The sequence below is a fragment of the Shewanella sp. 11B5 genome (genome assembly GCF_002836795.1).
In the GTDB taxonomy this organism is placed as follows: domain Bacteria; phylum Pseudomonadota; class Gammaproteobacteria; order Enterobacterales; family Shewanellaceae; genus Shewanella; species Shewanella frigidimarina.
The window spans coordinates 1-419 of record NZ_PJAP01000012.1; the positions used below are offsets into that span (position 1 = coordinate 1).

The following is a 419-nucleotide window of genomic DNA, read 5'->3' on the forward strand; positions in this document are numbered from 1 at the left end:
GATGCATGTGAGTGTTCACACAGATTACTTGATAGAAAGAAAGAGAAATTACGTTGGGTCTGTAGCTCAGCTGGTTAGAGCGCACCCCTGATAAGGGTGAGGTCGGTGGTTCAAGTCCACTCTGACCCACCAATCTTTCCTACTCTGCGTTGGATGATAACTCGTTTAGTAAACTAAACGTCGCTATCAACCGCCTTGATTAGAAACGATTGGCAAGCCAAAATTTTTGGTAAGACCTTCTTAGAAGGTGAACGTAAAATCTCAAACTGTATGTAAAGGGGTTATAGCTCAGCTGGGAGAGCGCCTGCCTTGCACGCAGGAGGTCTGCGGTTCGATCCCGCATAGCTCCACCATTACATACAATTGGTAAGAGATGCCAAAGATAAACGAAATTTTATCTTTGGCTTTTTTAAGCCCGC

The 419-nt window shown here is 44.9% G+C and carries 2 tRNA genes; both read left to right on the plus strand.

Going from position 1 to position 419, the window contains the following annotated elements:
- Positions 1–55 precede the first annotated feature (55 nt).
- A tRNA-Ile gene (locus tag CXF78_RS00090) sits at positions 56–132 on the plus strand.
- A gap of 145 nt (positions 133–277) precedes the next feature.
- Positions 278–353, plus strand: a tRNA-Ala gene (locus CXF78_RS00095).
- Positions 354–419: the final 66 nt, after the last annotated feature.